This window comes from Bradyrhizobium sp. SZCCT0231, from assembly GCF_018130245.1.
Lineage (GTDB): Bacteria > Pseudomonadota > Alphaproteobacteria > Rhizobiales > Xanthobacteraceae > Bradyrhizobium > Bradyrhizobium japonicum_F.
This window is the reverse complement of sequence record NZ_JAFCKP010000001.1, coordinates 112,061-135,923: the sequence shown is the minus strand read 5'-3', so window position 1 is coordinate 135,923 and position 23,863 is coordinate 112,061. Positions and strand designations below refer to the sequence as shown.

The 23,863-nt window shown below is 64.8% G+C and carries 23 protein-coding genes and 1 pseudogene; 7 read left to right on the top strand and 17 right to left on the bottom strand.

Annotation, left to right across the window (positions count from 1 at the left end):
- Positions 1-2 precede the first annotated feature (2 nt).
- Positions 3-2,423, top strand: coding sequence for a phosphoenolpyruvate synthase (ppsA, locus tag JQ566_RS00680; RefSeq protein ID WP_212368020.1), 2,421 nt, complete (start codon positions 3-5; stop codon positions 2,421-2,423).
- A gap of 1 nt (position 2,424) precedes the next feature.
- Here the strand turns inward: ppsA and JQ566_RS00675 are convergent, their stop codons facing one another.
- Together JQ566_RS00675 and JQ566_RS00670 are read right to left on the bottom strand one after the other, a co-directional pair.
- Positions 2,425-2,619: a hypothetical protein gene (locus JQ566_RS00675; RefSeq protein ID WP_212368017.1), complete on the bottom strand. Its 195-nt coding sequence runs from the start codon at positions 2,617-2,619 to the stop codon at positions 2,425-2,427.
- 25 nt (positions 2,620-2,644) lie between these two features.
- Entirely contained in the window at positions 2,645-3,466 is an 822-nt protein-coding gene (locus JQ566_RS00670; RefSeq protein WP_212368014.1) for a universal stress protein, read from the bottom strand.
- A gap of 201 nt (positions 3,467-3,667) precedes the next feature.
- On the opposite strand from JQ566_RS00670, the gene JQ566_RS00665 reads away from it, so the two are divergent.
- On the top strand, positions 3,668-4,354 hold the full coding sequence (locus JQ566_RS00665) for a CBS domain-containing protein (protein WP_212368011.1): 687 nt from the start codon (positions 3,668-3,670) through the stop codon (positions 4,352-4,354).
- Positions 4,355-4,385: 31 nt separating this feature from the next.
- Here the strand turns inward: JQ566_RS00665 and JQ566_RS34435 are convergent, their stop codons facing one another.
- From JQ566_RS34435 to JQ566_RS00640, 6 genes are all read right to left on the bottom strand, one after another.
- Entirely contained in the window at positions 4,386-4,697 is a 312-nt protein-coding gene (locus JQ566_RS34435) for a hypothetical protein (RefSeq protein WP_249139150.1), read from the bottom strand.
- Between the two features lie 153 nt (positions 4,698-4,850).
- The gene (locus JQ566_RS00655) at positions 4,851-6,455 is read right to left on the bottom strand and encodes a glycoside hydrolase family 17 protein (protein ID WP_212368008.1); all 1,605 of its coding nucleotides are present in this window, start codon (positions 6,453-6,455) and stop codon (positions 4,851-4,853) included.
- Between the two features lie 358 nt (positions 6,456-6,813).
- Positions 6,814-7,077: a hypothetical protein gene (locus JQ566_RS34430; RefSeq protein WP_434057801.1), complete on the bottom strand. Its 264-nt coding sequence runs from the start codon at positions 7,075-7,077 to the stop codon at positions 6,814-6,816.
- Between the two features lie 117 nt (positions 7,078-7,194).
- On the bottom strand, positions 7,195-7,545 hold the full coding sequence (locus JQ566_RS00650) for a hypothetical protein (protein WP_212368006.1): 351 nt from the start codon (positions 7,543-7,545) through the stop codon (positions 7,195-7,197).
- 28 nt (positions 7,546-7,573) lie between these two features.
- Entirely contained in the window at positions 7,574-7,942 is a 369-nt protein-coding gene (locus tag JQ566_RS00645) for a hypothetical protein (protein ID WP_212368002.1), read from the bottom strand.
- Positions 7,943-7,956: 14 nt separating this feature from the next.
- Entirely contained in the window at positions 7,957-8,238 is a 282-nt protein-coding gene (locus JQ566_RS00640) for a hypothetical protein (protein ID WP_212367997.1), read from the bottom strand.
- 275 nt (positions 8,239-8,513) lie between these two features.
- Here JQ566_RS00640 and JQ566_RS00635 point away from each other — a divergent pair.
- Positions 8,514-8,708, top strand: a pseudogene (locus JQ566_RS00635) (helix-turn-helix domain-containing protein); the annotation flags it as partial.
- Positions 8,709-8,739: 31 nt separating this feature from the next.
- Here the strand turns inward: JQ566_RS00635 and JQ566_RS00630 are convergent.
- The 7 genes from JQ566_RS00630 to JQ566_RS00600 all read right to left on the bottom strand — a co-directional run bounded on the left by JQ566_RS00630 (position 8,740) and on the right by JQ566_RS00600 (position 17,007).
- On the bottom strand, positions 8,740-9,771 hold the full coding sequence (locus tag JQ566_RS00630; RefSeq protein WP_212367991.1) for an ABC transporter ATP-binding protein: 1,032 nt from the start codon (positions 9,769-9,771) through the stop codon (positions 8,740-8,742).
- A complete protein-coding gene (locus JQ566_RS00625; protein ID WP_212367985.1) occupies positions 9,768-10,763 on the bottom strand; it encodes an ABC transporter ATP-binding protein in 996 nt (331 codons plus the stop codon). Before JQ566_RS00625 ends, JQ566_RS00630 begins: the two co-directional genes overlap by 4 nt.
- Positions 10,763-11,659, bottom strand: coding sequence for an ABC transporter permease (locus JQ566_RS00620; protein WP_249139224.1), 897 nt, complete (start codon positions 11,657-11,659; stop codon positions 10,763-10,765). The genes JQ566_RS00625 and JQ566_RS00620 overlap by 1 nt, the downstream gene beginning before the upstream one ends.
- Positions 11,660-11,664: 5 nt before the next feature.
- Positions 11,665-12,645: an ABC transporter permease gene (locus JQ566_RS00615; RefSeq protein WP_212367979.1), complete on the bottom strand. Its 981-nt coding sequence runs from the start codon at positions 12,643-12,645 to the stop codon at positions 11,665-11,667.
- Between the two features lie 93 nt (positions 12,646-12,738).
- The gene (locus JQ566_RS00610) at positions 12,739-14,334 is read right to left on the bottom strand and encodes an ABC transporter substrate-binding protein (protein WP_212367963.1); all 1,596 of its coding nucleotides are present in this window, start codon (positions 14,332-14,334) and stop codon (positions 12,739-12,741) included.
- A gap of 79 nt (positions 14,335-14,413) precedes the next feature.
- On the bottom strand, positions 14,414-15,364 hold the full coding sequence (locus tag JQ566_RS00605) for a CobW family GTP-binding protein (RefSeq protein WP_212367960.1): 951 nt from the start codon (positions 15,362-15,364) through the stop codon (positions 14,414-14,416).
- Positions 15,361-17,007, bottom strand: a complete 1,647-nt coding sequence (locus JQ566_RS00600; RefSeq protein ID WP_212367957.1) for an amidohydrolase — start codon at positions 17,005-17,007, stop codon at positions 15,361-15,363. Before JQ566_RS00600 ends, JQ566_RS00605 begins: the two co-directional genes overlap by 4 nt.
- 174 nt (positions 17,008-17,181) lie before the next feature.
- Here JQ566_RS00600 and pdxR point away from each other — a divergent pair, with 174 nt between their 5' ends.
- A complete protein-coding gene (gene pdxR, locus JQ566_RS00595) occupies positions 17,182-18,708 on the top strand; it encodes a MocR-like pyridoxine biosynthesis transcription factor PdxR (RefSeq protein ID WP_212367955.1) in 1,527 nt (508 codons plus the stop codon).
- Here pdxR and JQ566_RS00590 read toward each other — a convergent pair.
- The gene (locus JQ566_RS00590) at positions 18,705-19,502 is read right to left on the bottom strand and encodes a sulfite exporter TauE/SafE family protein (RefSeq protein WP_249139149.1); all 798 of its coding nucleotides are present in this window, start codon (positions 19,500-19,502) and stop codon (positions 18,705-18,707) included. The genes pdxR and JQ566_RS00590 overlap by 4 nt on opposite strands.
- 235 nt (positions 19,503-19,737) lie before the next feature.
- On the opposite strand from JQ566_RS00590, the gene JQ566_RS00585 reads away from it, so the two are divergent.
- Positions 19,738-20,151 (top strand): nuclear transport factor 2 family protein, encoded by a 414-nt coding sequence (locus tag JQ566_RS00585; protein ID WP_212367952.1) that lies wholly within the window; start codon positions 19,738-19,740, stop codon positions 20,149-20,151.
- Positions 20,148-21,539 (top strand): NAD(P)/FAD-dependent oxidoreductase, encoded by a 1,392-nt coding sequence (locus JQ566_RS00580; RefSeq protein ID WP_212367949.1) that lies wholly within the window; start codon positions 20,148-20,150, stop codon positions 21,537-21,539. The genes JQ566_RS00585 and JQ566_RS00580 overlap by 4 nt, the downstream gene beginning before the upstream one ends.
- A gap of 295 nt (positions 21,540-21,834) precedes the next feature.
- On the opposite strand, the gene JQ566_RS00575 is transcribed toward JQ566_RS00580, so the two are convergent.
- Complete coding sequence (locus JQ566_RS00575) at positions 21,835-23,013, bottom strand: acyl-CoA dehydrogenase family protein (protein WP_212367946.1); 1,179 nt, start codon at positions 23,011-23,013, stop codon at positions 21,835-21,837.
- A 332-nt stretch (positions 23,014-23,345) separates the two neighbouring features.
- On the opposite strand from JQ566_RS00575, the gene JQ566_RS00570 reads away from it, so the two are divergent.
- Positions 23,346-23,861, top strand: coding sequence for a MarR family winged helix-turn-helix transcriptional regulator (locus JQ566_RS00570; protein ID WP_212367893.1), 516 nt, complete (start codon positions 23,346-23,348; stop codon positions 23,859-23,861).
- Positions 23,862-23,863: the final 2 nt, after the last annotated feature.

Sequence of the window (23,863 nt, the reverse complement as noted above, 5' to 3'; positions counted from 1 at the left end):
CGATGGACGCGTCAAGCTACATTCGCTGGTTCAGGGACATACGTCTTGCCGACGTGCCGCTGGTCGGGGGCAAGACCGCATCCCTGGGCGAATTGTATTCGGCGCTGACACCGGAGGGCGTCAGGGTCCCCAACGGATTTGCGCTGACCGCGGCGTCCTATCGGGACGCCCTGACCGAAGCTGGCGCGTGGGACAGGCTCGGTCCTCTTCTCGCCGGCATCGACAAGCGGCGGATCGCCGATCTTGCCCGTCGCGCCGCCGCCGCGCGCGCGATCGTCTATGCGGCGACCGACCGGGAGGATCTGCGCCATCAGGTCACACAGGCATATCGGCAGCTGGAGCAGGAATACGGACGAAACGTCGCGGTCGCGGTCCGTAGCTCCGCCACGGCCGAAGACCTGCCGACCGCAAGTTTTGCCGGTCAGCACGACAGTTTTCTCAACATCCGGGGTGCGGGCGGGCTGATGGAGGCCTGCCGCCGCTGCTTTGCTTCATTGTTCACCGATCGTGCGATCTCCTATCGGATCGACAATGGCTTCGATCATTTCAAGGTCGCGCTGTCGGTTGCGGTCATGAAGATGGTCCGCTCGGATCTCGCGGCAAGCGGCGTCACCTTCACGCTCGATACCGAGACCGGGTTTCGCGATGTCGTATTCGTGACCGGCGTCTACGGGCTCGGCGAAAATATCGTGCAGGGCGTCGTCGATCCCGATGAATTCTACGTTCACAAACCGACCTTCAATGCCGGTTTCCGGGCGGTTCTGTCGCGCCGCCTGGGATCCAAGGCGAAGCGGATGGTCTACGGCCGCGGGCACAATACAACGCGGAACGTGACAACGCCGGCGCGCGCGCGCCAGCAATTCTGCATCAATGACGACGAAGTCCTGACGCTGGCCGAATGCGCGCTGCTCGTCGAGAGGCATTACTCGCAAAAATCGGGCAAGCCGACGCCGATGGATGTGGAATGGGCCAAGGACGGCAGGGACGGTTCGCTCTACATCATCCAGGCCCGGCCCGAGACGGTCGCCTCCCGCCGCAAGCCGGAGGCGCTCGAGAGCTATGTCCTGAAAGCGACCGGCACGGCGCTGGCCGAAGGCCGCGCCGTCGGCGAAAAGATCGCGGCAGGACGCATCCGACTGATCAGGAACGAGCGGGAGCTCCGGAAATTCCGTCCAGGCGAGGTGCTTGTCGCGACGGCGACGCGCCCGGACTGGGAGCCCGTCATGAAACTCGCCGCCGCGATCGTGACCGATCATGGCGGCCGGACCTGCCATGCCGCCATCATCGCACGCGAGCTCGGGGTGCCTGCAGTGGTCGGGACAGGCGGTTTCAGCAAGAGAGCGAAGACGGGCGCCGCCGTGACGGTGTCCTGCGCGGAAGGTGACATCGGTCACGTGTTCGAGGGGACCCTGCCATATGAGGTCGAACGGACCGCGGCTGAAAGCGTTCAGAAGCCGCGCACCGAGATCATGGTGAACCTCGGCAATCCCGAGGTCGCGTTCAAGACCGCATCCCTGCCGAGCGATGGCGTCGGCCTTGCCCGTATGGAATTCATCATCAACCAGCATATCGGAGTCCATCCGATGGCGCTGGCCTGCCCCGACAAGGTCACCTCAGTGCGGGACCGGCGGAAGATCAAGCTCCTGACCGCACGCCACAAGCAGCCGTCCGAGTTCTTTGTCGAACGACTTTCGGAGGGCGTCGGCACCATCGCCGCGGCGTTCCATCCCCGGCCGGTGATCGTGCGCCTCTCCGATTTCAAGACCAATGAATATGCGAACCTTCTCGGCGGCGCCGATTTCGAGCCTCGCGAGGAGAACCCGATGCTCGGCTTTCGGGGCGCCGCGCGCTACGCGCACCCCGCCTATGCGCAGGGTTTTGCGCTGGAATGCGCGGCAATGAAGCGGGTGCGCGAGACCATGGGCCTCACCAATCTCAAGATCATGATTCCGTTTTGCCGGCGTGTCGAGGAAGCGCGCAAGGTCATTGCAGCCATGGCAAGCCTTGGCCTCAAGCGAGGCGAGAACGGCCTTGAAATATTCATGATGTGCGAGATCCCGAACAACGTCATCCTGATCGACCAGTTCGCGCAATTGTTCGACGGATTCTCCATCGGCTCCAATGATCTCACCCAGCTCACGCTCGGCGTCGACCGGGACTCCGAGATCGTCGCCTTCGACTTCGACGAGCGCGATCCCGGCATGCTGCAAATGCTGTCAATGGCCGTGCTGGGCGCCAAACGCAACCGCCGCCACGTCGGGATCTGTGGCGAGGCTCCCGCCAACTATCCGGAGATCGCGAAGTATCTGGCAGAGCTCGAGATCGACTCGATCAGCGTGAATCCGTCGAGCGTATTGCGGACCATCGAGATCGTCCGCACCGCGGAGCGCGACAGCGGTGGAAGCCTGCGGGCCGCGGGCTGAGCTAGGAGCGCTTGTCCCCGCGATGCAGGCCAAGTGCCTCGCGCACCTCATCGTCCTCAAGGGCATCCTTGATCGCGCGATCGGCCGGCCCGGTCTCCGGAACCGGCGCATCGACCGGCGCGTCGCGATCAGGTACGGGCACCTCCGCCTTTCGCTCCGCGACGCTCTTCTTCGCCGCTTGAGCATCCTTGTCCATTGCACACTCTCCTATGGCGTTGAGGTCAGTGCGACATCAACAGGCAGACCGGAGCGTGCTGCAGAAGGCTCTGCGTCATGCCGCCGAAAACCCATTCTCCCAACCGGCTGTGTCCATATCCCCCGGTCACGATGAGGTCGGCACCGACATCGGCGGCCAGCCGGACGAGGTAGCCCGCATCCGGTTCCGTCGTATGCACACGCACCTCGTGCTGGCAGCTCACGCCGTGCCGCTGAAGATATCTGGCCACGTCCCGCAACCGGTCTCGCGCCGCATCCTGCTCGTTCGACGTGCAGATTTCGGCGATCGTGACCTGCGAAGCGCGGGTCAGAAACGGCAGCGCGTCCCGAACAGCCAAGCGCGCCTCCCGGGCGTCCTTCCAGCCGACCACGATCCGATCGCCCGACAATCGTGTGACGCCGTCCGGCACCGAGAGGATCGGACGACCCACCCGTAACATGGCTCCCGCCGCATCGAGGTAGTGAGAGTAATTGGGCTTCAGCTGGCTGCGCCTCACCACGACAAGATCCGCCGCCCTGGACTGCTCGACCAGGAAGTCGGTCGGAAAGCCGATCGTCCAGCGCCACTCCACCTTTTCGCTCGGCAGGCGAACAATGCGCCTGAACCACACCTCCTTGGCCGACAGCGCCCCGCGTATGCGCCTGAGATCGTCCGCGGTCGTCTGCTCGATGATCACGCCTTCGGCGACGAACGGGGGCTCCGTTGCGATGGCCGAGACGCCAAGCAAGGCCGCGCCAAAGTCGTTTGCGACGGCCTCGGCGACGGCAATCTGCCCTTCGTCCTGCTGCTCGGAATCGACGTAAACCATGACGCTGGCAAGAGACATGTCACTGCTCCATTGCTCGAACGGTAATCCTTATCTCGCGTTTCCCAGCCGTCCCGTTGACGCAAATCAAGCGGTCCAGCCGCTCCCATCGCGCCGATGCGCGCTTCAGTTGCCCTCTTAGTTCAGGTGCTCCTTGATCCCGATCAATCCCGCTGGCCCGGAAGGGCGGCAAGATGCCGCAAACCAGCACGGAGGTCCGCCATGCAAGCCCAGGACGTGATGATCTCACCGGTGGTGACCGTCGGCCCAAATGCAACCGTTCGCCAAGTCGCTAAGATCCTGCTCGAGCGCCACATCAGCGCGGTGCCGGTCGTCGATGCCGACAACAACATTCTCGGGATCGTGACCGAAGGCGACCTGATGCACCGTACCGAATCCGGCACCGAGCGCGCCTATGCCTGGTGGCTTCGCCTCTTGATCGGCGACGCGCAAATGGCGGCCGACTACGTCAAGTCGCATGCGGTCAAGGTCGAGGACATCATGACCCGCGAGGTCGTGACTGCCACCCCCGAAACGCCCCTGAACGATATCGCCATGCTGCTCGAAAAGCACCAGATCAAGCGCGTGCCGATCGTCAACAAGCAGGGTCAGCTCGTCGGGATCGTCAGCCGCGCCAACCTGCTGCAGGCCGTCGCGAGCGCCAGGCCGAAGCTGGAGATTTCACTTCCCGATTCGATCATCAGGAAGAAATTCCTTGAAGAGATCAGGAAGCAGCCTTGGGCACACACGTTCAACCTGAACGCGACCGTCCAGAACGGTGTGGTCGACATCTGGGGCTTCGCGCCATCTGCGGCCGAACGCACAGCCATCCGGGTAGCGGCAAAGGCTATTCCGGGCGTCGTCATGGTGAACGACCACCTGCTCGAAACTCCGGCTTTCGTCTACTGACGCGAACCGGAATGCAGTCCTTCGAGCCGGGCTATTGTTGCGGATCGAGCCTCTCTTCGACCGACGCGATGTGCTTCCGAAACAAGACGACGGTGTCGGCGAAGCTCACGATACATTGGTGACTGCGGGCGAAATTGCGCAGGCGACCAAGTGCGACATCGTTCAATCCGAACAAGCGCTCATAGTCGGCGCGGTCGATCTGGACAAGCGCCCCATTCTGCAACGCCTCCAACCCGTTCTCCAGCTCGGGCAGGGTAAACTTGCCGCGCACCAGCTCCCGCCAAGGACGACCGGTGCGCTCGGCGGCTTCGGCTGCATTCTCGCGCTCGTCGAACGAAGACATGCCCGATCCTCCAGCTTGGCGCGGAAGCACCAAGCTAAAAGGTTAAGAGCTGCGCTCCCGGTTGATGCAGGTCAAACGCTCCGGCGCCGAGAACGTGTTTGCCCAATCGACGGGAGCGGCGCGGGAAAGCTACTGCTGCATGTCGTGCCATTCTCAGGCACGCGCCCGCCACAGCGTCGCGGCAAGCACGAGATAGGCGGCGCAAGTCCACATCGCCTGCCAGTTCGCCGGCCCTTCGTTGACCCCCACATAGATCGCGGCTCCGACAAGCACGCCCGCAAACAGCGCCTCCGCCACCGGACGGCTTCCCTTGCCGGGCGGGTTGAGCAGCGTCATGGCCGCCAAAGGTAAGGCTGCCATGGTGAGTGCGGCAAAAGGAAAATCGATAAAGCGCGGGTCAAACACAAGCCCGAGCGCGGTCGCCGTGCCGGTCACGACGATTACGATCAAGGCCAGCCCGTGCATGGTCACGAGCATCGATTCCGTCCGATAGCCTTTCGGACCGAGCAACTCCTGAAAACTCGGCGGTGGACGCCCCGACATCAGGGCGTTGGCACCAAGCACCGGCGAGACCGTCGCGGCCGCCAGCAGAGAGCTCCACAGCAGCCAGCCACCTGGTCCGACACTTTCAAAGAATACCTTCTGGGCGGCCACGCCAAACAGGATTCCGGCTGTCGTCGCCGATATTGCGACCCCGAACCATGAAGCCAGGCCAGAGCTCCCGGGCTTGCGACGCGAGGTCAGCCACGCGGCAGCGAAGACCAGGGTCGCCAGCGCAACTCCGCTGCCCATTTGCAGCTTCCAGAGCGGAAAGTTGCTGACGGGGATGCCGGCAGGGTATTTGAGCACCCGCTGCTCGCCTCCGAACAGGCCCCATGATCCGCCGACGGTGCCCTCGATCTCCCGCTTCCAGGATTCGTCATAGGCCTCGAACAGGTTGACGCGGAAGTTCTCGCGCCGAGCGAGGTCGAGGACCTCCGAGACCACCCGGGCCTGATTGATACGCGACGGCAACGCCGATTCCCGCATCCGTCCCTGGCTCGGCCAACCTATCTCTCCGATCAGGATCTCCTTGCCCGGAAAGGCCGCCGCGACCTGCCGGCGTATTTCGTTGGCATGCGTGGCAGCCGATTCCGCCGGGATCGGCACGTTCTCCCAATATGGCAGGATGTGAATCGTGACGAAATCGACGGCGTCGTAGAGCTCGCGATTGCTCAGCCAGAATTCCCAGACGTCGGCATAGGTCACGGGGACACTGACCTGAGCCTTGACCGAGCGGATCGTGTCAGCGAGATCGGACACCGTTATGTCCTTGCGCAACAAGGTCTCGTTGCCGACCACCAGCGCGATCACGGTCCCCGGATATTCCCTGGCGAGGCGGATCGCCGTTGAGATCTGCGTTCGGTTCTTCTGCTGGTCCTTGTCGAGGAAAATACCCTGGATGACCTTCAGCCCCGCTTTGGATGCAAGTTCGGGGATCTGGTCGAGACCCAGATCGGTCGCATAGGTGCGGATGCAGTCGGATATTTCCGCAAGCTGGGCGAGATCTTCCGCGATCTGCTCACGCGATACCTGCGTCGCGGGCGAAAGCGAGGTCTGATGGCTGCGGAATGGAGCGTATGAGATGCATTGGACCTTGTCGTTTGGATCGATCGGTGCGCGCACCAGATGGACTGGCGTCCCCAACCACCACCACACGGCGGCGATGGCGCCCAGCGATGTCAGAAACAGCGCGAGCGAAACGCGGAGAGCATCCACGGGCCTTGTGGCAGGCGCGACGTGCTTGGCTTCCCCGCTTGGCGGGAGCAGCAGCCTGGAGAACCAGCTTGCTTTCCGAGGATGGGCCAACTGATCACACGTGAGGTGCGGCTTTTCACGTGCTGCGATGTCGCGGACGCGTCGCATTGCTTCAAGCGCGCGCCTGCGATCGCAACTGCATGAAAAACAGGAGGATCATGCAATTGAATTTGTTCAACGGTCGCTCCCAAACCGATTATAGGATCGCTCCCGTTTTCACAAGCCGGTTGGGTAGCCATTTCCAAATGAAGAGGCCGTCTTTGCGGCGGTCAACAGCGGGAGGCGCGCCAACCTTGATCGCCTCCCGCTATTTGTTCGCCTAGCGACAGACCCAGACGCCATTTACCAGCACGCGGACACACGCCGGCGCGGCAACTGCCGCTCCGACGGCCGCTCCACCCACCACCGCACGGCGGGTGGTTCGACGTGCGACGCCCGCAACACTTGCCGGAGTTGCGGGCCGCCCTACGCGTGCCTGCGCGCTCTCGATCGAGAATGTAAGACCATCCTCGTTCGACCACTGTATCGAGCCCATCGCGGCGACAACCGCGAGCGCAATCCACAAGCTCTTCCTAGTCATCATGGCGTTCTCCTGTTCAGTTTCGTCACTCAGTTGAATGTGGCGGCGTCGAGGGGACTGCACTGAATGCGGCCGCAAAGGGAAGCAAGCGGTTGGGGACCTTGGATACGAGCATACTCCTCACCGTCGGCGCACAGGCGGGAGCGCCGGCGGAATGTCGCGATGCCAGATCGTGCCGTTGTCGAACTGAATCAACAGGCCGTCTGGCGAATAGACTGCACCAAGGTTGAAAGCATCGATCCAGAGCCGATTGGATGGATAGAACCAATCCGGCCACGCGCGCGACGCGACGCCGGCTTCGGTTAGAATGTTGAGTTCTGTCCCATTCTGGGTGACATGAGCCGGCAAATCTCCACGACACATCTGGGTGCATTTGTAGATGCCGGTGAGATTGACCGACTGCGCGGACGCGCCCGAGGCCACCATTGCAGTCAAGATGCCGGCGATCAGCGGCAGGCGCGTGATTCTCATGGATTTGCTCCTTCGGGACAATGACATTCTATTGCCTATTTCGGTTCTTGCTCGCGCCTCTGAGCGCCGTCCTCGACATCGGAGTTGCAAGGTCAGTCATCTGGATGCAGGTGAGTAGATCGACGTAGCTTTGGCTCCCGCCGCTTGTGGCTTCGCCCTCGCACTCGTCGCGGACGGCGGGCTTCGTCGTCGCCCAGACGGTGCCAAGTTGTTGCTGCGCCGCGGTCTCATCACGCATGCAATCGGCAAAGCTCTGCGCCAGCGCCAATCCCATTGCCTTGTCCGTCTCGGATGTTGCCTTGCACAGAGCTTCGATCCTGAGCTCTGGGACACGATCGGATATTTCCACCAACGAAGAGCCCGCAAGCAGCGCAAGAGAAAATAGAGCGGCGTTCATCTCTGTCTCCGTCCCTAATACTGCCCTGGCTGTGCCGGCGGGCTCGGCCAGTCGGACTTGAGATTGTTCGGATCGGCACGATCGAACGGGTCTTGTCGCAATACGAACCCCCGCACCGGCGGAGCGGCCGTGCTGTGCGCAGCGACAGAGAACGGTGATGGCACATCTTCGGGCTTGGCGGCACCAAAGGTCTTCTGCAACGGAACATGAGGAGGTGCCGTTTGGGCGCTTGCCGTGACCTGCGTTGCGACGGCGATAGTGGCAAGGGTGACGACGCGCGATGCAATGCGGTACATACGAAATACTCCAGCACCTTCGGTAAGCGTCGCCCGCAAGAAAGGCACGCGGGCCCAGAAACGGTGTTGATCCAGATCAACACAAGCGTGCGCCCGGAGATCGCCGGACCTCGCGCTCTCGGCGAGTTGACGATCGCGGCGTGGAGGCTTATTCGGGCAGACTCTCAAGAACTTACGGGACTCGCGTCCAACTCGCGGGGGCGCGCGGCACTCGGCGCCGCCAGTAATACACGGCGCTCCGGCGAAAGATGTGGAAGGGCATTGCGAAACACACCCGGCAGCGCCACACTGGCGAGCAGATCGCGGCCGAACTTGGCGTCTCGTCGGCGACCGTCAGCCGTATCCTGCGGCGGTTGGGATTGAACCGGTTACGCGACCTGCAGCCGGCTGAGCCGGTGCGCCGCTATGAACGAGAACGTCCCGGCGAGTTGATCCACATCGACACCAAGAAGCTCGGCAAGTTCAACCGGGCCATCGCACTACAGGGGATCATGCAATCAGCTAACTTGCCTGAAAAACCGCCGGCTCCAATTCAACACTCCGATGGCAGCCGACATAGTGCTGCGGCGCGATTACGTCCAACGCCGGCAGGCGCTGCCGGCACACATCGAGGGCCGACGGACACCGTTGCGCAAAGCGGCAACCTGGTGGCGGATCCACCGGGCTCGGCGGGTCACCCTTCACCAGGTAGCGACGCTTCAATTCGTCCCGCATGGCACCGGGCGGCGCCGCAGCCGCGATCAGCGACCACGTATAGGGATGACGCGGCGCGGTGAAGATATCCGCAGCCGGGGCCTGCTCGACGATCTTGCCGAGATACATGACCGCGACCTCATTGCAGAATTGCTGGATCACGCCGAGATCGTGCGAGATGAAGATGTAGGTCAAGCCGCGTTCGCGCTGCAGCCGCTTCAGGAGATTGAGAATCTGCGCCTGGATCGCGACGTCGAGGGCCGACACCGCCTCGTCGCAGACGATCAGGTCGGGTTCGGGCGCGAGCGCGCGCGCGATGCAGAGCCGCTGGCGCTGGCCGCCGGAGAACTGATGCGGAAACAGATCCGCGGCCTGCGGCGGCAATCCGACCTCGGCCAGCAGTTTCCGCACCCGCTCGTCGCGCTCGCTGCGCGTGCCGATCCCGAGCAGGTCGAGCGGCTCGCGGATCTGCTCGCCGGCGCGACGGCGCGGATTGAGGGCCGAGAACGGGTCCTGGAACACGATCTGCAGGTGACGCCTGACATCGCGCAGCGGCTTGCCCGTCAGCTCGGCAATATCCCTGTCGCCAAACACGACCTGCCCCGACGTCACCGGGACGAGCCGCATCACCGCTTGCGCGGTGGTCGATTTGCCGGAACCGCTTTCACCGACGATGCCGAACGTCGTGCCGCGGCGGACGCGGAAACTGACGCCGTCGACGGCATGCACGAAGGACCGCTTGCCGCTTTTGCGACCGGCCGGGAAGTGCACCACGAGATCGTTGACATCGAGCAGATAGTCCGGCGCCCCCTCGGGGCGAGCCGCATGCAGGGGTGTCATGCCGCGATCTCCGCCTTGCGCCAGCACGAGACGGCGTGACCGGCTTCGATCGTTTCAAGTGCGGGCTGTGCGCGCGAGCGGCAGATCTCGGCGGCCTGCGCACACCGTGCCAGGAACGCACAATCCGCACCGCGCGCCCCCAGCGGCGGCACCATGCCCGGGATTTCGCCGAGATCGAACCACGGCTCCGGCGCCTGTCCGAGCTTCAGATGCGGCACGCAGTTCAGAAGCCCCCGCGTATAGGGATGAAGCGGCCGCTCCACGATGCCCGCTGACGTCCCGGCCTCGATACAGCGGCCGGCATAGAGCACGAGAACGTCATCGGCGAGCTCCGCCACCGCGCCGAGATCGTGGGTGATGAGCAGGATCGCCGTTCCGGTCTCCCGCTGGAGCTGTGCCAGGAGATCGAAGATCTGCGCCTGCACGGTGACGTCGAGCGCCGTGGTCGGCTCGTCGGCGATCAGGAGCTTCGGACGGCCCGCAAGCGCCATTGCGATCATCACGCGCTGGCGCATCCCTCCCGAGAGCTGATGCGGGTAGGCATCGACGCGCTGTTCCGGCGCCGGAATCTGCACCGCGCGCAACAGTGCGATGACCTGTTCCCGGACCGCGGAAGCGCCGAGGTTTCGATGCCAGCGCAGCACCTCGCCGATCTGGTCGCCGACCGTGAACAGCGGGTTGAGCGCCGTCATCGGCTCCTGGAAGATCATCGACATGCCGTTGCCGCGCAGACCGCGCATCTCCTTCGCGGACAAGGACAGGATATCCCTGCCCTCCAGCAGGATGCGGCCGGAGGTGATGACGAAGTCCTCCGGCAGCAGCCGCATCAAGGCGAGCGCGGTCATGCTCTTGCCGCAGCCGGACTCGCCCACCAGCGCCAGCGTCGTTGCCGGCGCGACCGTGAACGACAGATTCTCGATGACGGGCACCAGGCGGCCGGCTTCGTTGCGCATGCTGACATTGAGATTGTCGACCTCGAGTAGCGCGCTCATCACGACCTCCGCCGCAGACGCGGGTTGATGGCGTCGTTGATCCCGTCGCCGACAAGGCTGATCGCGAGCACCGCCATGAAGATCGCCGCCCCCGGAAACATCACCGCCCACCAGGCATCGAGAATGTAGTTGCGGTTCTGTCCGAGCATGAGACCCCAGCTCATCACGTTGGGATCGCCGAGCCCGAGAAAGCTGAGGCCGCCCTCGAACAGAATGGCGACGCCGATGGCGAGCGTCGCCGAGACGATCACGGCCGGCAGGGCGTTCGGCAGCAGCACACGCAGCATCAGATGCGCATTGCTGGCGCCGGCCGCCCGCGAGGCCTTGACGAAATCGAGATCGCGCAGCCGCATGAACTCGGCCCGCGTCAGCCGCGCCACCGACGTCCAGCTCACCGCGCCGATCGACAGCGTAATGGTCGAAAGCTTCGGCCCGAACAGCGTGACGAGCACCATGGCAAACAGAAGCGGCGGCAGGATCTGGAAGAACTCGGTGATCTTCACCAGCACGGCATCGATGGCGCCGCCGAAATAGCCGCCGAATGCGCCGACCACGAGACCGATCGCAATGGTGATCAGGGCAGCGACCGCACCGACCGCAAGCGTCGCGCGGCCGCCATGGATGAGCCCGGCCAGCACGTCGCGCCCGAGATAGTCGGTGCCGAGCCAGGCGTCCGCATCGGGCGGAGAGAAAGGCGCACCGACGAGATCGAGCGGGTCGACCGGATGGAGCATCGGTCCGATCAGCGTCCCGACGATGATCAAGATGAGCAGGCAGGCCCCGGCCACGCCGGATGGGCTCTTCAGGAACTGCCGCAACGCGGCGCGCCAGGGTGAGGCCGCGCTCGTCGTCGGCAGCTCGACCGGCAAGGCGACGGTCGGCGTGGATGCATCCATCGTCGTCATCGCCGCCCCGTCCGAATGCGCGGATCGATCAGGCGGTAGACGATGTCGGTCAGGATGTTTGCGGTCATCACCATCAGCGCGGAAAAGAACAGCACGGCCATCAGGGTCGGATAGTCGCGACGCAGGATCGAATCGAACACCAGCCGTCCCATGCCCGGCCAGCTGAACACGGTCTCGACCAGCACCGCGCCCGCAAACAGGTTGCCGAATTGATGCCCCGCGACGGTGACGATCGGGATCAAGGTGTTGCGCAGCGCATGCTTGCCGATCACGATCCATTCCGGAAGTCCCTTGGCGCGCGCGGTCCGCACGTAATCGGCCGACAGCGCGTCGATCATGTTGACGCGCGCGAGCCGGCTATATTGCGCGATGAAGACCAGCCCGAGCGTCAGCGACGGCAGCACCAGATGCTGCGCGACATCGAGCACATAGGCGAAGCCCCGCTTCGGATGCACGACATCGGCCATCCCGACCACGGGCAGGATCGGCCACACAGAGCCGAACAGGAGCAGCAGCATGAGCCCGGTCCAGAAGATCGGCGCCGCATAGCCCGCGAGCGAGAACACGGTGACGGTGTGGCTGAACATCCCATTCGGCCGCCGCGCGCTGACGACACCGAGCAAGGTGCCGATCGCGAGCGCACTCACCAGCGCGCATAGCGCGAGATAGAGCGTCGCCGGCAGGCGCTGCAGGATCAGCCCGAGCACCGGCTCGTTGAAATAATAGGAGTAGCCGAAGTCGCCGGCTGCGACGTTGCGCAGATAGATGGCAAGCTGCTCGGTCAGACTGTGGTCGAGTCCGTATTTGGCTCGCAGCGCCGCGATGACATCAGCCGACGCGCCCCCCATCTCCCCGGCGATCACCAGCACGGGATCGCCGGGCGCAAGATGGATCAGGCAGAAGTTCAGGACCAGCACCGCAAGCAGAAGCGCTGCGGCGTTGACGATCTGCCTCGCCAGATGGGCGGCTAGTGCCATGGTGCTGTGGGACTCCTCGACAATCTGGGCTCGCTGTGGGCCGGACGCTCAGGTCTTGAAAACTCAGGTCTTGGAAACTCAGGGCTTGGAAACTCAGGTCTTGGGCGGCGTCACCCAGTACATTTCATCGAGCGGCGCCATCATGCCCCAGATCGAGGTCGGAAGCCCGCCGAGCCCTTTGCTGAAGGCATTGTAGTACGGGGTCACGTTGATGAAATAGATCGGCACGTCCTGCACGACGATCTTCTGGAATTCGGAATAGAGCGCCTTGCGCTTCTCCGGCGAAGTCTCGACCGCGGCGGCCTGCAGCAGTTCGTCGACCTTCGGATTGCTGTATTGCTGGGTGTTCGACCAGATGATGCCCTTGCGGATATTGGATGAGAGATAGGTCCGGTTCACGCCGATGACGGGATCGCCCCAGTTGTAGACGGTATCCATGGTCAGATCGAAATCATAGTTCGAGACGCGCTGGGCCCAGGTCGGAAAGTCGGGTGCCGCCCGGACCTCCAGGTTGATGCCGACGCGCTTCAACTGCGAGCGGAGATATTCGGCGACGTTGCGCTGCTGCTCGTCCCCGCCGGGGATGTAGTCGATGGTGAGCGCAAAGCGCGAGCCGTCGGCACCTTTCGGATATCCTGCAGCGTCCAGCAGCGCCGCCGACTTGGCATAGTCGACCTTGAACGGCTCGACACCAGGTTCCGCGAGCGGCGAATCCGGCGCGATCGGTCCGAGCGACGGCGCGGCCTTGCCGCCCATCAGCTTGCTGACGATGAAGTCGCGATTGGCGGCATGGGCGATGGCCTGGCGCACCCGGAGATCGTCAAGCGGCTTCTTCCTGGTGTTGAAGGCGAGCCAATTGAGCGGGCCGATACCGGCAAAGCCCTTGTCGGTGACGGTGACGTTCGGCGCCTTCTGCAGCCGGTCGACGTCGCGCACACCGGCAACGAATGGCAGCGCCTGGACATCGCCACGTTCCATCGAGACCAGCGCGGCGTTCTGATCCGACACCAGGCGGACGACGATCCTGTCGAGCTTGGGCCGGCCGGCGAGGAAGAACTTGTCGAACTTCTCCAGCGTATAATACTCGCCCTGCTTGTATTCGATCAGCTTGAACGGACCGGAGCCGATCGGCTTCAGATTGGCCGGGTGCGTCTTCAGATCCTGGCCGTCGCCATAGATATGCTTGGGCAGAATCGGCATCAGCGCCGGCGACATCGCCAGCAGCAGCGACGGAGCGGGATGCGTCAAGCGGATAACCGCCGTTGCCGGATCGGGCGTCTCGACCTTGTCGACCGCCGCCAACATGGTCTGGAACGGATGGTTGGCCTTGATCGCCATGATCGAGAACGCGACGTCCTCGGAGGTCACGCGGTGACCGTCGTGGAACACCGCATCCTTGACGAGGTGCAGGGTCACCGAGCGCCCATCCGGCGCAACCTCCCAGGATTGCGCGAGATAGGGTTGCGGCTTCCAGCTCTCGTCATAGCGGAGCGGGCTTGCGAAGATCTGGGCCGTCGGCAGCGCGGTCGCCATGCCCGACTGGACCGCGCCGTTGAAGTGACGCGGCACCTGGGTCGTGGCGATGACGAGCGTGCTGCCGTTTCCCGATTGCGCATGCGCAGAGGGCGATGCGGCGGCGGCCGCAACAAGACCAAGGGCTCCCAGCACAAAAGTCCGTCTGATCAACATGGCTCTCTCTCGCTTTCCTCAATCATGGGCCCGGCGATGCCGGGCCGTTCACCCGTTCGCAAAATTCTCGGCAGCGCCGTCATGCCGCAAGGGGCGCGACCAGCGCGCCGTCCAGGATGGCATCCAGCTCGTCGTCCGCCGGCAGATCGGCGGTGCCGACGCCGACCAGGGCGATCGCGTCCGCGATCTGCTCATTGCTTCCGTCCGGCGGCAGCAACGTCCAGCTCCGCGACACCATTTGAAGGATTTGCGGCCGCACCTCGCCGTCGATCCGGCACGCGCCCTTCAGCCGCAGCAATTGCGGCGGCAGCGCCCCCACCGCCGCGGCGAGGCGATTGCGGTCGAAGCTGCCGTTGCGACGATAGGTCCAGCGCCGGAAGTCGGCCTCATGATCGATCCCGTCATCGACGGGATCGGCGCGGAAGCGCACGGCAGGCCGACGCCCGAGCATCGCGAGGTCGGGGGCGGAGTCCGGCGACACGAACTCGATCCGAACATCCGGCCGAACCAAGCGAATCGCCGCACGCGCTGCCTCGAGCTGCGCATCGGTCACCAGATCGCGCTTGCTGAGCAACGCAACGTCGCATCGGGCGAATTGATTGCGGACGGTCTCGCCGACCTGCCGGTCATCGATCAGCGTTGCGATCCGGCTGGCATCCGCCAGAACGACGACGCCATCGAGCCGGAGCGCCGGCTCGACCAGCGCGATCTCGGCAATGCGCCAGGGGTCACCGACGCCGGAGGCCTCGATCACGATGCGGTCGAACCGTCCGGTCTCGTCAAGCAGCCGGCCTAGCGTGTCGAGAAATCCCGACCCGATGCTGCAGCAGACGCAGCCGTTGGTGAGCGACATGGTGGCGCCGTCGTGACTTTTGATCAGCGCGGCGTCGATGTTGACCTCGCCGAAATCGTTCACGAGCACCGCGCAGCGCGTGTGCCCGCTGGCCAGAAGACGATTGAGCAGTGTCGTCTTGCCGGCGCCGAGAAACCCGCCAATCACCGTCAGGGGGATGGGCGCTGACTGCGTCATGCGCGCGGCGCCTTCCTGACCTGGCCGCCGACGACGGTGCCCCAGACCGGGACGTCCTTCAGCGCCTCCGGCGCGATAGCGAGCGGGTCGTCCTCGAGCACGGCGAAATCGGCGTACTTGCCGCACTCGATGCTGCCGACCAGATCGTCGAGCTTGAGCGTATAGGCAGCACCGATCGTGATCGCGGCGAGCGCCTGCTCGACGCTCAAGGCTTCGGTCTCGTGGCCGAGCTTGCGGCCGGAGGACGAGAGGCGGTTGACCGCGCACCAGGCGGTGAACAGCGGCGACAGCGGTGTCACCGGCGCATCGGAATGGATCGAGAACGGCACGCCGATCCGCAGCGCAGTGCCGGTCGCGTCGAGATGCCCGGCCCGCTCCGGTCCCATCGTCAGCGCATAGTGGGCATCGCCCCAGTAGAACACATGGTTGGCGAACAGGTTGACGCAGACGCCCAGCGCCTTCATGCGCCGAAACTGGGCAGCATCGGCCATCTGGCAGTGCTGCAGCGTATGGCGATGATCCGGCCGTGGCGTCGCGACCTGCGCCTTCTCGACCGCATCGAGCGCGAGCTCGGTGGCCTCGTCGCCATTGGTGTGGATGTGAAGCTGAATGCCGGCCCTGTGATAGAGATCGACCAGCCGCGGCAGCTCCTCCGGCGCGATGTACCAGAGGCCGTTCGCCGCACCATTGTGATAACCGGGCCAGCGCAATCGCGCCGTGAAGCCCTGGATCGAGCCGTCGACGACCAGCTTGACGATGCCGTAGTGGAGCTTGTCATTGCCGCCGTCGCGGAGCGCTGCGATCTTCGCGATCGCCTGCTCCGGCGTGTGCGAAACCGATGCGAGCGCCGGCACCAGCCGCACGCCGAAATCGGGTGAGCGCGTCGCCGTCGCATAGAGCTCGATGGTGGGATCGGTCAGATCGTTGTGCAGATCGGTGATCGTGGTCACGCCCTGCACGCAGGCGGACGCCGCGTAGCGCGTCACGTCGTCAAGCGTGATTCCGGAGGAGAGCGGGTTGCCGAGCACGCGGAACACGCGAAAGCGCGCCGCAATGCCCTGCAATACGCCGCTCGCCAGTCCGTCGGTGCCAGCGACGACGCCGGAAATATCGGTCGCGCGAAGCAGCTCGGCGCGCTCGAGCACGAGCGTGTTGACGTTGCTGATGTGGAAGCTCGCATGGATCACCATGACCGGGCGCGTGGTCGACACGCGATCGAGATCCTGCCGGGTCAGCATATAACTGCCGATGTGAAGCGGATCGAAGCCCCAGGCGAACAACGGCGCCTTTGGATCGGACATCTTCGACTCCGACTCGCGCAGCCGCGCGACGATCGCATCCACGTCGCGGACGCCCGAAACGACTTTTCCTTCGGGCGAGCGGCGGTCGAAGGCGCCGACATAAGGCAGCGACCACATCATCCCCTCCATGATGTGGCTGTGGCCTTCAACGAAGCCGGGGAGCAACACCTTGTCACGGAAGCGATCGTCGATCATTCCGCCCGGCGCAAATTGCGCAATCTCGACCTCACTGCCCACCGCGACGATGCGACCATCGCGGACGGCCACATGCGTCGCCACGGGACGCGACGGGTTCATGGTCACGATCTTGCGGGCTGAATAGACGACGGTATCCGAACTCACCTCGAACTCCCAAGCGCATCTCTGCAGACCCTGGGGCCTCGGCTGGGTCCAGGCCAGCGCCAGATGCCATGCACAAATGGAGCCAGCCTATGCGCCGCCATCGCATCGATGCTACTATGGCGCGGATTTTGCTTCACTTTCCAGCATTCGCAAACATCGTGATCCGGGATTTCAATGGGAAAATTTGCTCCACTGCTCCGATCCGAAGCCGCGGGAGAGGCCGTTCCGCTGAACGACTTCCTGTTCTGGGGCTCGTTGTTCCAGGGGCTGGACCGGCGCGGCAGCTTCCTGCAATTGCAGATCCGCCAGATGATCGTGACCGCGATCGAGGACGGGCGGCTGCCGCTCGGCGTGCGCATGCCGTCGAGCCGCGATCTCGCCGCGCTGTTGAAGGTCTCGCGGAATACGATCGTGATCGCCTATGAGCAGCTCGTCGACCAGACCTTCCTGGTCTCGCGCGAGCGCAGCGGCTATTTCGTCGCCGGCCTGCCCAAGCAGATCGGAGAAGCGAGGCAGCCGGCCACGGAGGTCTACAGCCGCCGCTGGACCGAACGTTTCGCGCTGCAGCCCTCCGCCTTCCGCAACATCGTCAAACCCCTCGACTGGCAGACCTATCCCTACCCCTTCATCTTCGGCCAGTTCGATCCCAGCCTGTTTCCGACCAACGACTGGCGCGAAAGTGCGCGCGCCGCGCTGAGCGTGCCCGAAATCAACAACTGGGCGCGCGACATGATCGACGGCGATGATCCCGCGCTGATCGAGCAATTGCAGCGGCAGGTGCTGCCGCGCCGGGGCATCCGCGCCCGCCCCGACGAGATCATGATCACGATCGGTGCGCAGCATGCCCTTTATCTGATCGCCAAGCTGTTCGTGCGGCCGTCGACGGAAGTCGGCATGGAAGATCCGGGCTATCCGGACGCGCGCAACATCTTCGGCATGATGACCTCGCATGTGACGCCGCTGCGCGTCGATGGCGAAGGCCTCGTCCCCGATGACGCCTTCGCGCGCTGCGCGCTCGCCTATGTCACGGCGAGCCATCAGTGCCCCACCGCGGCGGCGATGTCGCGCGAACGCCGCGAGGAGATCCTGAAGGTGGCGAAAGAGCGCGACATCGTCCTGATCGAGGATGACTACGAGAGCGAGCTGATCCCGGAGGTCAGCGCGCTGCCGCCGCTGATGAGCCTCGATCGCAATCAGAGCGTGCTCTATGTCGGCAGCCTGTCCAAGGCGTTGGCACCCGGCCTGCGGCTCGGTTACGTCGTCGCGCCGGCCCCGGTCATCCGCGAGCTGCGTGCCCTGCGCCGCCTGATGTTGCGCCATCCGCCGCTGAACAATCAGCGGGTCGCGGCACTCTTCATCGGCCTTGGTCACTACCGCTCCCACCTGCAGCAGGTCGGCCGCGTGCTGCTGGAGCGCGCCAGGCTGCTCGACGAGCTGCTGCCGCAGGCGCTTCCGACGTGCCGTTGGTCGCGCGGACCGGGCAGCACCAGCTACTGGATCACCTGTCCCGAGGGCACCGACACGACGAAGCTGGCGGAGGCCGCGCGCGCCGAGGGCGTCGTCATCGAACCAGGCGACGTATTCGCGATGAACCCCGAGGCCACGCGGCATTGCTTCCGTCTCGGCTTCTCGTCGATCCGCACCGACCGGATTGCCGCGGGCATCGCCAAGCTCGGCGAGGTCCTCGCGCGGAACGGCTAGAGCAGATCGCTCAAGCCCTTGAGCGCGCTGCCGAGCGCGACCGCGGCGAGGCTGACGATCGAGACGCGGCGATGCAGCGCGTCGCTGCCGCGATGGAAGCCGATATCTCCGAGCCGGGTGCCGAGCAGCATGATCGGCACGCCAAGCACGGTCAGCACGAGCGTGCTCAGGTCCAACAGACCGAGCATCGCGGTGCTGACCAGCGCGGCAATCGACGAGACCAGGAAGAACACCATCATCGATGCCCGCGCCGCAACCCGGCTGAACGGACCCGAAGTGTAATAGACGATGACAGGCGGCCCCGGCATCGCCGCCAGGCCGTTGAAGAGGCCGGCGCCCAGCCCAACCAGCGTCGTGAGGCCCCGCGACGGCGCGGTCGCAAGGCGGAAGCCGCCATTGATCGCAACCACCACTGCACCGACGGTGATCAGCGCGATGAGAAGACGCGCGACCGGTGCGGAGACGACGCTCAGGACCAGCGCGCCGACCGGCGAGCCGAGAACGCCGCCGACGATCAGCCACCGCAGTGACGGCCAGTCGCAGACGCGCGAGGCGCGCGGAAAGTCGCTCAATCCGATCAAGAGCTGGAGACAGACGGCGACCGGCACCGACTGCATCGGCGGCATGAACAGCCCGAGCAGCGGCACCGCCATCAGCGCAAAGCCGAAGCCGGTGAAGCCTCGCACCAGGGCCGCAGCAAAGATCGACATCGCCGCGGTCGACACGATGGCCGGGGTCGGCAGCGCCGATGCGGCGACATCGCGGACCGCGATGGCAATCTCCTGCATGGTCATCGTCAAATCGTCGCGCGAGGAAGGCAGCGGCCACGGTCGGTCATCCCCGGCAATCAGCAAGTCCGATGTCGGGACGAAAGGGCCAGCCACCCCTCGCTCGCCATGCCAGTTCTGGCCGCAGAGCTCGCTCGGTCTGGTTCTAGGGCGTCCGCCCGGACACGTGGCAAATGCCTCGAGCGCCGCAAGAGTGCGGCAGGCGCGGGCGACGCGCCGGGACAGGCGCGAGGACACCACCATGCCCGATATCGATCGCGTGAGGCGCGAGCTTCTGGACACCCTGTTCGCTGCGTTCAACCGGCACGATGGCGCTGGCGTGATGGCCTGCATGACCGAGGACATCGTGTTCGACGCGGCCGCCGGGCCCGACATTTGCGGCCGGCGCATCGCCGGCAGCGCGGACGTCCGCGCCGCCTTCGAGGCGACCTGGACCAGCATGCCCAATGTGAGCTGGCACTGCACGCAGCACGCGGTGTTCGGCGATCGCGCCATTTCCGAATGGATCTTCCGCGCGACCGCGCCGGACGGCCGCCGGATCGAGGCCGAGGGCTGCGATCTCTTCGGCTTCCGGGGCGACAAGATCTGCACCAAGAGCGCCTTCCGCAAGGACCGGCCGCCGCAACCCGCTGCCAATGGGAGTGCCGCACGATGAATGTGCATGCAGCGCCTCCATCCGCGGCCTACGATCCGCACTATGATCCGCTGGTCTCCGAGGGTCCCGGTCGCAACCGCCAATATGCCCCGACCTACTGGATCGCGACCGCCGGCACGCCGCCGGAGGGCGATGGGCCGATCGTGACCGACACGGCTGCCGATGTTGCAATCATCGGCTCCGGCTATACGGGCCTTGCCTGCGCGATCTTCCTCGCGCGCGAATACGGCATCAAGGCCGTCATCCTCGAAGCCAATCGCGTCGCCTGGGGCTGCAGCACCCGCAATGGCGGCCAGGCGCAGAACGCCTCCGGTCGGTTGACGCGCTCACAATGGATCAGGCGCTGGGGCCTTGACGTCGCGCGCCGCATGCATGCCGAGGTCACCGAAGGGTTCGAGACCTTCGAAGAGCTGGTGCGAACGAGCCCGATCGATTGCGAACCGCAGCGTGGCGGACATCTCTACGTCGCCCATCGCCAGCGCAATCTCGAGGCGATCGCGGCCGAGTCGAAGGTGCTCAACGACGTCTTCGGCTATGCCACGCGCGTGGTGTCGCGCGAGGAGCTCCGCCACGACTTCGTGGACGAGGCGGAAGCGGTCGGCGCGGTGCACGAGCCGCTCGGCACCGGCGTCCATCCGGCCAAGCTCGCATTCGGCTATTTGCGCATGGCGCGCGAACTCGGGGTACGCGTGCACACTGCGAGCCCCGTGCAGCGGATCGAGCAGCGCGATGGCGCGTTTGTCCTGCGCACGCCCGGCGGAACGGTGAAGGCCAAGCGCGTGGGAATTGCGACCGGCGCCTATACCTCGCTCGGCCTGACGCCGGCGCTTACCGGACGGTGCATGCCGATCCTGTCCAACTCGCTGGTGACCCGGCCGCTGACGCGAGCCGAGATCGACGCCACAGGCTTCCGCACCAGGCAGGTGATCACCGATACCCGCACCTTGCGCTTCTACTACCGCCTGCTGCCCGACAACCGGGTGCAGATCGGGAGCCGGAGCGCCATCACCGGCGCGGATGCAGCCGGCGACCGCCATCTGCAGCTCCTGATCCACGGTCTCCACCGCAAGTTCCCGCCGCTCGAGGGCATTGAGATCGACTACTCCTGGTGGGGCTGGGTCGATGTCAGCCATGACATGATGCCGCGCATCTTCCGTCCCGATCCCAGGCAGGGGCTCGTCTATGCGCTCGGTTATGGCGGCAACGGCGTATCCTACTCGGCGCAGGCCGGGCGCCGCATGGCGCAGATGCTCGCCGGCAAGACGTTCCCGGGACAGGACCTTCCGATCTTCACCTCGCCATTGCCGACGCATCCCTTCGCGTCGTTCCGCCGGATCGGCCAGCGCATGCTCTACCGCTGGTACCATCTGCGCGACGAGGCGCACTGAGCCGTTCGGGTAAACTCTTCGAGCTTCGTACGGCCCATCTATGTCCGGTCGCAAACATCGCGATCAGCACGCGTTTCCGGGATTCGAGCGGTGTGCTGATTGCAACGGCAAGTTCGACGGCAGCGTTGCGGGTTCAGGAGCGCAAGGTTTCAAGCAGGCAATGAGGTCAGGCCGATCGTATCGACGCTCTGTGCATCGATCGCAACCGCTCCGCCGGACCGCAAGACGAGCCGGGGGGACAACGTGATCGAGATGCACCTGAAGAATCTTTATTGCTTCAGGTACAGGGACCGGGTTAGCGCGGCTTGAGCAGTTCGCGCGCGACGATCAGCTTCTGGACCTCGGTCGCCCCTTCGTAGATTCGAAGGGCGCGGACCTCGCGATACAGGCTCTCGACGATTTCGCCCTTGCGCACGCCGCGTCCGCCAAACATCTGCACCGCGCGGTCGACGACCCGCTGGGCGGTCTCGGTGGCGGACAGTTTTGCCATCGCAGCCTCTCGCGTGGTGGGGAGTTTCTGGACGTCGCGGCGCCAGGCGGCGCGGTAGGTCAGCAGCGCCGCGGCGTCGGTTTCAGTCATCATGTCTCCGAACGCGGCCTGGGTGAGCTGCAGATCCGACAGCGTCGCTCCGAACATGCGCCGCGTCTGTGCGTGCGCTCGCGCCTCCTCCAGCGCCCGTCTGGCAAAGCCCAGAGCGGCTGCAGCAACCGAAGCCCGGAAGATGTCGAGGGTCTGCATCGCGATCTTGAACCCTCCACCGGGCGCCCCGAGCCGCCGGCTGCTCGGAACGCGACAATCGTCCAGGCGCAGCGTCGCCAGCGGATGCGGCGCGATGATGTCGATGCGATCGGCAACGCCGAAGCCGGGGTCGTCCGGAAACACGACGAACGCGGAAATGCCGCGCGCGCCGGGCGCCTCCCCGGTTCGGGCGAACAGCGTGTAGACGTCCGCGATGCCGCCGTTGGAGATCCAGGTCTTCTCGCCGTTCAGAACATAGCTGCCGCCGTCTTCGCGTGCCGTGCAAGTCATCGCCGCCACATCGGAGCCGGCCTCCTGCTCCGAAAGCGCGAAGGCCGCCAACCATTCGCCCGAACGGACTTTCGGCAGCACGGCATGTCGCAGTTCCGCCGAGCCGGCAAGCGCAATGGCGCCGGATCCGAGACCCTGCATGGCGAAGGCAAAATCGGCGAGGCCATCGGCGTAAGCCAGCGTCTCACGCGACAGGCAGATCGAGCGGGAATCGATGCTCGCCACGTCGCCGTCCGGCGCCGCGACCGCGCAATCGAGCAGCCCCTCCGCGCCAAGCGCGCGCACGAGCTTGCGGCAGGCGTCATCGACGTCGCGGTGATCGGCAGCCTGCAGACCGCCCTGCGCGACGAAGCGGTCGAGCGCGTCGCAAATTGCGCGATGACGCGGCTCGAAGAACGGCCAGTCCAGCCAGTCGCGGGAGATTGTCTTTGCCGGTGAGCTCATCGGTCGCTCCGCAAGGTCGGGGATCGGTTTCGGGCGGCCCGCATGTTCTCTGCAGAACCAGCGATCGCATCTGCCAATGCAGCCCGTCCGTCGATTGTTTTAAGCATAAACTATTTCCTTCCCGAAAGACGTTGTCAAGGCGCCAGGGCGAGGACGATGTTCCAGCGCTTGTCCGGCACGATGACAGAGAACGGCCGACCAATTCGTCCCGCATCAGAGACGCTCCGGCTCTTCCGCTCTCGCCTTGAATTTAGTTTTGGCACGAACTATTCTGCTGCAGGTCGAATGGAATTGCATTCGCCTTCAACCCGAACGAGGCTCAGGAGATCGATTTGGCACCCGCAAAGGAGCCCTCGCCGGCGCCCAGCAGGAACGCGGCCGACGCGGAGGCCGAATACAGGGCCCAGACGCGGCTCTGGCTTCGGCTGCTGGCCTGCACATCCATGATCGAGGGAGAGTTGCGGCGCCGGTTTCGCGAGGAATACGACTTCACGATGCCGCGCTTCGACGTTCTCGCTCAACTCGATCGGGAGCCGAGCGGATTGGTGCTGGGGGAGCTACCCAAACGCCTGATGGTTTCGGCCGGCAACCTGACACCGATCGTCGACCGCCTGGTCGAGGATGGATATATCACCCGGACGCCGTCGCATCTGGACAGGCGGGTGCAAATCGTCTGCATGACGGTTGAGGGCCGAAAGACCTTCAGGCGAATGGCGAAGAGTCACGGCGCCTGGCTCGCCGAATTGCTGGCCGAATTTCCGGTGGACCGCCTCGACGGCCTCGTCGGCGCGCTCGACGACGTCAAGCGTGCCGTGCGGGACGCCCTGCAGCGCCCCGAGCGGTCGTGAGC

What these genes read in the sequence shown, in the direction of transcription:
- JQ566_RS00585 (WP_212367952.1), top strand. Translation starts at nt 19,738, where the DNA reads ATGCCCGATATCGATCGCGTGAGGCGCGAGCTTCTGGACACCCTGTTC.
- JQ566_RS00605 (WP_212367960.1), bottom strand. Translation starts at nt 15,364, where the DNA reads ATGACGCAGTCAGCGCCCATCCCCCTGACGGTGATTGGCGGGTTTCTC.
- JQ566_RS00590 (WP_249139149.1), bottom strand. Translation starts at nt 19,502, where the DNA reads ATGACCATGCAGGAGATTGCCATCGCGGTCCGCGATGTCGCCGCATCG.
- JQ566_RS00640 (WP_212367997.1), bottom strand. Translation starts at nt 8,238, where the DNA reads ATGTACCGCATTGCATCGCGCGTCGTCACCCTTGCCACTATCGCCGTC.
- JQ566_RS34435 (WP_249139150.1), bottom strand. Translation starts at nt 4,697, where the DNA reads ATGTCTTCGTTCGACGAGCGCGAGAATGCAGCCGAAGCCGCCGAGCGC.
- JQ566_RS00670 (WP_212368014.1), bottom strand. Translation starts at nt 3,466, where the DNA reads ATGTCTCTTGCCAGCGTCATGGTTTACGTCGATTCCGAGCAGCAGGAC.
- JQ566_RS00610 (WP_212367963.1), bottom strand. Translation starts at nt 14,334, where the DNA reads ATGTTGATCAGACGGACTTTTGTGCTGGGAGCCCTTGGTCTTGTTGCG.
- JQ566_RS34430 (WP_434057801.1), bottom strand. Translation starts at nt 7,077, where the DNA reads ATGATGACTAGGAAGAGCTTGTGGATTGCGCTCGCGGTTGTCGCCGCG.
- JQ566_RS00630 (WP_212367991.1), bottom strand. Translation starts at nt 9,771, where the DNA reads ATGACACCCCTGCATGCGGCTCGCCCCGAGGGGGCGCCGGACTATCTG.
- JQ566_RS00645 (WP_212368002.1), bottom strand. Translation starts at nt 7,942, where the DNA reads ATGAACGCCGCTCTATTTTCTCTTGCGCTGCTTGCGGGCTCTTCGTTG.
- ppsA (WP_212368020.1), top strand. Translation starts at nt 3, where the DNA reads ATGGACGCGTCAAGCTACATTCGCTGGTTCAGGGACATACGTCTTGCC.
- JQ566_RS00675 (WP_212368017.1), bottom strand. Translation starts at nt 2,619, where the DNA reads ATGGACAAGGATGCTCAAGCGGCGAAGAAGAGCGTCGCGGAGCGAAAG.
- JQ566_RS00575 (WP_212367946.1), bottom strand. Translation starts at nt 23,013, where the DNA reads ATGAGCTCACCGGCAAAGACAATCTCCCGCGACTGGCTGGACTGGCCG.
- JQ566_RS00615 (WP_212367979.1), bottom strand. Translation starts at nt 12,645, where the DNA reads ATGGCACTAGCCGCCCATCTGGCGAGGCAGATCGTCAACGCCGCAGCG.
- JQ566_RS00625 (WP_212367985.1), bottom strand. Translation starts at nt 10,763, where the DNA reads ATGAGCGCGCTACTCGAGGTCGACAATCTCAATGTCAGCATGCGCAAC.
- pdxR (WP_212367955.1), top strand. Translation starts at nt 17,182, where the DNA reads ATGGGAAAATTTGCTCCACTGCTCCGATCCGAAGCCGCGGGAGAGGCC.
- JQ566_RS00650 (WP_212368006.1), bottom strand. Translation starts at nt 7,545, where the DNA reads ATGAGAATCACGCGCCTGCCGCTGATCGCCGGCATCTTGACTGCAATG.
- JQ566_RS00665 (WP_212368011.1), top strand. Translation starts at nt 3,668, where the DNA reads ATGCAAGCCCAGGACGTGATGATCTCACCGGTGGTGACCGTCGGCCCA.
- JQ566_RS00620 (WP_249139224.1), bottom strand. Translation starts at nt 11,659, where the DNA reads ATGGATGCATCCACGCCGACCGTCGCCTTGCCGGTCGAGCTGCCGACG.
- JQ566_RS00580 (WP_212367949.1), top strand. Translation starts at nt 20,148, where the DNA reads ATGAATGTGCATGCAGCGCCTCCATCCGCGGCCTACGATCCGCACTAT.